Below are 6,768 nucleotides of genomic sequence, written 5' to 3'. Positions count from 1 at the left end.
GGGTTTGATAGGTAAGTAAAGTGGATTCACATAACGTGAACGATAATTATTCTGATTTTCAACGATGAATCTTGCGTGATCGATGTCAATGGTTAACTCCCGACCTGTCGAGTCAAAACTATGCTTAAAATTGAAGTTCGAGGCGTAATTAAAAAATGGATTATCTAAACTGTTATAGGTGTCTAAACGTGATAAAACCTCATTTTGGCTATTCATTTGTACCGTTTGGTTTAAGCCATTGTTCTGTGTCGTATAATTGTATCCGCCAGATAGTAATATTCCAAATGTTGTTTTGGGAGAATAATACCAGTCAACGCCCCCTTTTATTTGCGCATTTTTATTCTGGTTGGCATATAGAAAACTTTGTTCCCAATTTTCTTGCTGGGCCGTAAACTTCCGTAATAAATAATTCCGTTCCATACTTGGTCGGTTACCTAACGAGGCGTTACCAAACCAATTCCAACCGTTGTTTCGGTAATTCAAGTTGCCACCCAATGCCTGTCGGAAAAAGTATCCTTGAGCCGCGGTTGCATTCGCGGAACCATTCATTCCGATGTTGGCATTTTTCTTCAGTGTAATATTGATAATTCCTCCCGTTCCGGCCGCATCGTATCTGGAAGAAGGGTTTGTCATAATTTCCAAGGTGGAAATTTGATCAGCAGGTAAATTGCGTAAGTAATTCGCCAAATCACTTCCTGCCAAATAGGAAATCTTCCCATCGATCATAACGCTTGCTCCTGATTTGCCACGTAGGGAAATGTTACCATCTTTATCCACGATTACCCCAGGTGCCCGCTCAAGTACTTCCATGGTCGTATTACCTGCTGCCATGGCAGAATTCTCCACGTTGACAATCGTCTTATCCAGCTTTTTTTCGATGAGTGGTTTTGTTGCGCGAACTTCAACTTCGGCTAATTCTTTCGAAAGACTTAACATGGTCAGGATTCCCAAGTCCAAGTTGGACGTTTCGTTAATACTTGCCAACGCAATTTTTTGGGTAATAAATCCCGTATTTTGAATTTGCAAAACATAGTTACCCGCTGGGATTTTATTGAGCTTGCCTAATCCATTTTCATCGGTTAAAAAACCCTTATATAAGCTAGAATCGGGTAATTTCTTTAGTAGGGCACTCGCGAAGGGGAGGGCTTGTTTGTTGGCATCCTGCAATTGAAACTGCAAAGAATTTTGAGCAAAAATGGTACTCGAAATAAATAGTAGTAAAAGTATTAAACGCATGTAGGCGGATTGAATAAAGGCATTAATGAAAAAATCAAGATGCAAATTCCTTTAAATGCGTTGTATCGCCAACCAAAATGGGATGAGTGGCCAAAAAAAAAGCCTGAACGAATCAGGCTTTTTTGAAAGATTATAAAGGTCTTAGTCGGAAGACCATGCCTGGATTTTCGGTTCCTACGTACAAGAAACCATCAACTCCCTGTTCCACATTTCGCATGCGGCCTAAGTTGACCAATACTTTTTCTTGTTTAACGACCTTGTTGTTTTTCACCTCACAACGATTCAGGTAGTTGAACCGCAATGAACCCACCATCAGATTACCTTTCCAAGCTGGGTATTTATCCCCAACCACAAAAGTCAAGCCTGAAGGCGCAATCGATGGAATCCAATAGCTAATCGGTTGCTCCATGCCATCTTTTTTCGAGATAGCTGTGATGGGCTTGCCGTCGTAGTTGATACCGTAAGAGATGACAGGCCAACCGTAGTTTTTACCTGCTTGGATGATGTTGATTTCATCACCACCGCGAGGGCCGTGCTCGGTTTCCCAGATAGCACCCGTGCTTGGGTTTAGAGTCAATCCTTGTGGGTTACGTTGGCCATAGGAGTAAACTGTTGGATTCGCACTTTTTGCAAAAGGATTATCTGCTGGAATGCCACCATCATCTTTGATGCGGTGAATTTTTCCGTTGTCATTATCTAAACCTTGCGGGAAGACTTTTTCCATGCCACGTTCGCCTACACTGAAGAATAAGAATCCTTTTTTATCAAAGGCCAAACGAGATCCAAAGTGGTGGAATGTTTTGGTATAAGGCTTTGCTTCAAAAATTTCTTGTGATTCAACCCATTGGTTGTTTTTGATTTTACCACGTACGATAGCTGTCGTTGTTTCGGTTTGTCCGTTTTCAGTTCTGAATTTTGAATAAGACATATAAACCCAACCATTTTGTTCGAAATCTGGATGTAGGGTGATGTCCAACAAACCGCCTTGTCCTTTGGACATCACTGCAGGTATTCCTGAGATAGGTGTTTTATTTTGTTTTTGATCTACCAAATACAATTTACCTGAACGGTCTGTAATTAAATAATCAAGGTTAGGGAGCTGAGCAAAACCCCAAGGACTATCTAATCCTTTTGCGATGGTATCCAACTGGATCGTCATGCCATCGGATTTAAAGATGTTGCTGGAGGGTTTATTGGCAAATTTATATTGCTCTACGCCGGCTAGATTCTCAACGATTAGGTCTGCTAATTTTTCGATTTCTTGCGCTGAAAGAACTTCTTTCCAAGTAGGCATACCTAATTCTGGATAGCCATGCGTGATGCTAGCAAGAATTTGTTCTTTTTTATTACCGTGTTTCCATTGCCGATCTACAAAGGCTTCCACTTTCTCACCGTGACAAGAGGCGCAATATTGTGTATAGGTTTTCTCTGCAGGTCCGTCGATGGCAACTTGTTTAGTAGGGCTTTTACGCAGTGACATGATTGAAATGGCACTGATGGAGAGTAAGGCGAAGAAGAGTATTCTTTTTTTCATAGAGGTTTAGTATAAGGTGTTTCAAAGTTAAGGAAAGTTTTTAATTCCCTAGGACTTCAGCCTAGGGATTCATGCAAGATAATTCATTCTGAAACTCACCAGGTTAAAGCCCTGGGGTATATGTTCTTGCGGTTTGTATGACCGACCTAGAAATAATGAATAGCCCTTACGCGGTAAAGTTCGTTTTTACGCGCTTCGCGATAGCTGCCGTCGATGAATAACTGCAACCAAGCGATATTTTGGTCTGTAATCGTTTTACCTTGATATTCCGTAGAGGACCAGTATAGGTCGGTTTTATCGATTCCGCCAATTTTGTCAGCTTGAAGATAAATTTGATTTAGTTCGTCTTTGCTTGGTAAAAACCAATCGGAGTAACCGCCATAAATATAATTAGCGCAGAGTCTTGCGGCAGAATTTAGCGTACCACACATGCGGACAATTTCGGCAGAATTTGCTTTACCTGCACCGATATATTCGGCGCGGGCTCTGGTAATGGATAATCCTGGACATCCCCAGAAAGTTGATGTGCTGATATCTTCTGGACTAACTACGAATCCATGCTGTTCTCCCCGAACATAACCAGGATCCCCTTCTTTAAAGAAGTAAGTGATGATTCCTCCTTGATGAAATTCGCCTATTTTCAAGTTGGTAATGACAGGTACGCTGGGGTTGGGGTTTGCCGGATCAGGTGGAATTACAGGAGTGCTTGATAACGTAGTAAATTTGATTTGGTCTCCATAACTGACACCTTTATTGTTGATGGCATAGGCAACGATGTAATAGGTTTTATTTTCAGAAAGTGTCCCCAGGAAATAGGTGTAGGGCCCTTTTCCGATGGCCACCGGGAATTTAAGGTTGTTGATTGTTGGATTTGGAATAATACTCACGCAAAATCCTTTTTCAGTAACGGGGGTGTTTCCTTCATTGATGACATTCCCGGTTAGCACAGCGGAATTAGTGGTAATGGAGGTAACTGAAACCGTTTTTACAGATGCGTTGGTATATTCACCCGTTGTAAAAGCAATAGCTGCCCCATAAGCTGTCCCTTTTTTATTCGTTGCAAAAGCGCGCATGTAATAGGTGACACTCGTCTTCAGGTTGGTAATGACAAGTCTATAGGCACCTACACCACCGGAGATATTGAACTTTTGGCAACCGGTTAAATCTTCTGCGCTACTACAAAGTAAAAATCCTCGTTCGGTTATGTCTCCACCACCCGTGTCAAAAACCTCGCCTTGGAAATTGGCTGTGGTGTTGGTAATGTCTCTGACATGGATACTACCCACGATGGGGGGACTGTAATTGAAAGTAGTGAAACTTAATTCTTCTCCATAAGAAACGCCTAAGCTATTAATGGCATAAGCTTTTACGTAGTATGTTGTGTTTTCGTTGAGCCCATTTAGAAAATTATCAAACGGACCTTCACCTTTTCCGGCCGTTACGCGATTATCTTGAATGGTGGGGTTAGGTTTAATGCTGTAGCAGAATCCTCGTTCCGTGACGAGTTTTCCTCCATCATATCCTACAATTCCGGCCACCTGACAGGATGTGATGTAGACATTTTTTATTTTATCAGTACTTACTTCAGGTAGGGTATATTCGCGTGTTAAAAACGTTTTGGTTAGCCCTAGGGTGGTGGTTTCTGAATTTTTTGCGTAGGCAACGAACGAATAAAGTGTTTCAGCAGTCAGTCCAGTTACGAGTGCTGCAAAGTCTCCATTACCTGGACTTGCTGTCACTTTTTGTTTAAGCAGTTCGGCGGGTTTATTATGATCGGCATAAAAAAAGCCCCGTTCCGTGATACCCAATAAATCTTCAGAGCCATTATAACCTTGTAAGGTTACGGAGGTTGCTCGCGGATTTATGGCTTCCTTTGTTTGAACATTGGGAGCGATAGGAAGCTCCTCTTTTTTGCAGTTGGCAAAAAAGAAAAGAGAAAAAATTAAAACGTATAGGTTTATTAAATTGAAGCTCCGCATTTTACCAATGACCCAAAGTCAAGGATATTTTGCGGTAATATTAAGCAAAAATCTTGGGATTAAGGAAACTGTCCTGCCAGAGTGGTGTAAGTATAAATTGAAAAATTTGTAAATTGCCGTATAATAATTCAGTATGGGCAATGGGGCAACTTTCGAGTTCCCACTTTGTTACATGGAAAAATTAGAACTAGGATTATTTTAAAGCCTCACTGATATTTAGTGAGGCTTTTTTTCTAGGCTGTCACTTTCCCTATCGCGCAACTCACATAGGATTTGGCTTCCTTCAATAAAGTATTGTTCCCTTTTTCAGGATATCCCATGCCATCCACTTTTTTTAAGTAGGCTGTGCGATCTAATTTTTCACCTTGAATCGTGATTTTTTCCTCCTCAAAATTTATTTCCACGGATTTAACGCCTAGAAATGCCAAAAGTGCATTTTTGATGCCGCTCATGCAGCCACCACATTTGATGTTTTCAACTAAAAGTTCAAGGGTTTCCATGTTGGTCTTTGATTGGTTTATTCAAAGCTAACGAAGGGAAATTGCGCAGGACGTTATGAATGTCATGTATTATAAAATGGCTTTGATTTTTTCTTTAACCCCTTTCTTTAATCGATAGTTTATTAGGCGCTTGTCTTCTGTGTAGGCCGAGCGTTCGATGGCATTTTTGATGTTGTAGTAATAGGCCAACTTCTCATTAACCTGTTTGATGGTCATGAAGCGTATCCGGCGTTGGTTTTCTTGTGACTTGTTTCCGCATTCCAGGATTTCATTCAAATCGTTTGTTGGTATGAAGTTTTCACCTGCTTCCAGCAAGGCTTTTAGTAATTTTCTTTCCAAGGGGTCAAAGCTTGGTTCTAATTTGCTTTTTTTCTGGTAAATCCAATAGCCTAATGCGAGTACGATTAACGCAAGGATTCCACTTAGGTAGTATTTCGTGTAGTCTACTTGATAGAATTCTCCTAGGTAGACGGATTTTTTTAAGAGGCTATTGACCGGAATAATGGAAAGGGTTCCTCGATCGGAATAGTGAAAATATTTGATGGTGTCATCACTGATGAAATGGTTACCTCCCCCCTCAAAATAGACCCCATTATCTTTGTATTGATATATCGCGTTTTTGACAGGATCAATAATGAAGATGCGATCGCGTGCCATTTGAACAAAATGGGTACCGTTCCAATAGATTGTCCGGTGCTCGGCAAGTGGAATTTTAGTTGAAATATTGCCTAGTATTTCCCACGTTTTATTTTTGAAATTGAAGCGTTGAAATACCCTTAAATAGTCTATTTTTTCATCTTCTAAGAAGTTTTTATTATTTGAGCCGCCTGAATAAAAGGCGTCATCATGCATAGAATAACCTTGAAATCCATCCGAAATCATCTCTGGCCCCTTGTTTTTGGGACGCAAAATTTCCCATTCTTTGGTTGATTTATCATCAAAATAGGTAATGTGTTTGTTATAATTCCAAAAACCTTCGCCACCAATGGAGTAAAGGACATTATTTCGGTAAAATCGGGTAGCATTGAAATTATAACCACTGTGAACCGTTCGATCTATGCGTTTAAATTCAGATGTGGCAAAGTCAAAATCATAAACCAACCCCGTGCCTTGTATCAAAAACCTAACTTTTTGATTTGGTAAAATAAAATAATTTGAATGCGAAATCTTTGCGGATAGTAGTTCGATATCTCGGTCATCTATCAAAACCGCCCTTTGGATTTCCCACTGTTCACTATTTGTCTCTTTTTCTAGTTGGCGAGAATTTAAATTAATCCGATAGCGCAATGAAGAATGAGGTGGGAGCCAATCAATGAAACGATCGAGCGCTGTGCTGGTGATTGACAAACCAACCAACAAGGTAAGTATGAAGATTCGAACTAATTTATGCACGCTAATTCAATTATGTTGCAAATTAGGAAAATCAATGAATTATTAAGATTTCAGTGGTGATGAATTTACTGCGATACTAAAATCGACAGGGATTTATCGGGAATATGAGAATATACATCTTATTTTG

General features: G+C 40.3%; 5 protein-coding genes. All 5 read right to left on the bottom strand.

Annotated features, from left to right (window positions below; translation table 11 throughout):
* Positions 1-1,236: TonB-dependent receptor plug domain-containing protein (locus tag ACIQZ2_RS02560; RefSeq protein ID WP_395767267.1), on the bottom strand; the 1,236-nt coding region annotated here is incomplete at its 3' end.
* 130 nt (positions 1,237-1,366) lie between these two features.
* Positions 1,367-2,770, bottom strand: coding sequence for a PQQ-dependent sugar dehydrogenase (locus tag ACIQZ2_RS02555; RefSeq protein WP_395767266.1), 1,404 nt, complete (start codon positions 2,768-2,770; stop codon positions 1,367-1,369).
* Positions 2,771-2,916: 146 nt separating this feature from the next.
* Complete coding sequence (locus ACIQZ2_RS02550; protein WP_395767265.1) at positions 2,917-4,749, bottom strand: hypothetical protein; 1,833 nt, start codon at positions 4,747-4,749, stop codon at positions 2,917-2,919.
* A 233-nt stretch (positions 4,750-4,982) separates the two neighbouring features.
* The gene (locus ACIQZ2_RS02545) at positions 4,983-5,249 is read right to left on the bottom strand and encodes a heavy-metal-associated domain-containing protein (RefSeq protein ID WP_395767264.1); all 267 of its coding nucleotides are present in this window, start codon (positions 5,247-5,249) and stop codon (positions 4,983-4,985) included.
* A gap of 69 nt (positions 5,250-5,318) precedes the next feature.
* Complete coding sequence (locus ACIQZ2_RS02540; RefSeq protein ID WP_395767263.1) at positions 5,319-6,641, bottom strand: hypothetical protein; 1,323 nt, start codon at positions 6,639-6,641, stop codon at positions 5,319-5,321.
* Between the last annotated feature and the right edge of the window lie 127 nt (positions 6,642-6,768).

The sequence above is a fragment of the Aquirufa sp. genome (assembly GCF_044342065.1).
Taxonomy (GTDB): Bacteria; Bacteroidota; Bacteroidia; order Cytophagales; family Spirosomataceae; genus Aquirufa.
Note: the sequence above shows the minus strand (reverse complement) of the source record. Positions and strands in the feature narration are given on the sequence as shown.

Coding starts and splice junctions, on each gene's coding strand:
- ACIQZ2_RS02555 (WP_395767266.1), bottom strand. CDS start 2,770: ATGAAAAAAAGAATACTCTTCTTCGCCTTACTCTCCATCAGTGCCATT.
- ACIQZ2_RS02545 (WP_395767264.1), bottom strand. CDS start 5,249: ATGGAAACCCTTGAACTTTTAGTTGAAAACATCAAATGTGGTGGCTGC.
- ACIQZ2_RS02550 (WP_395767265.1), bottom strand. CDS start 4,749: ATGCGGAGCTTCAATTTAATAAACCTATACGTTTTAATTTTTTCTCTT.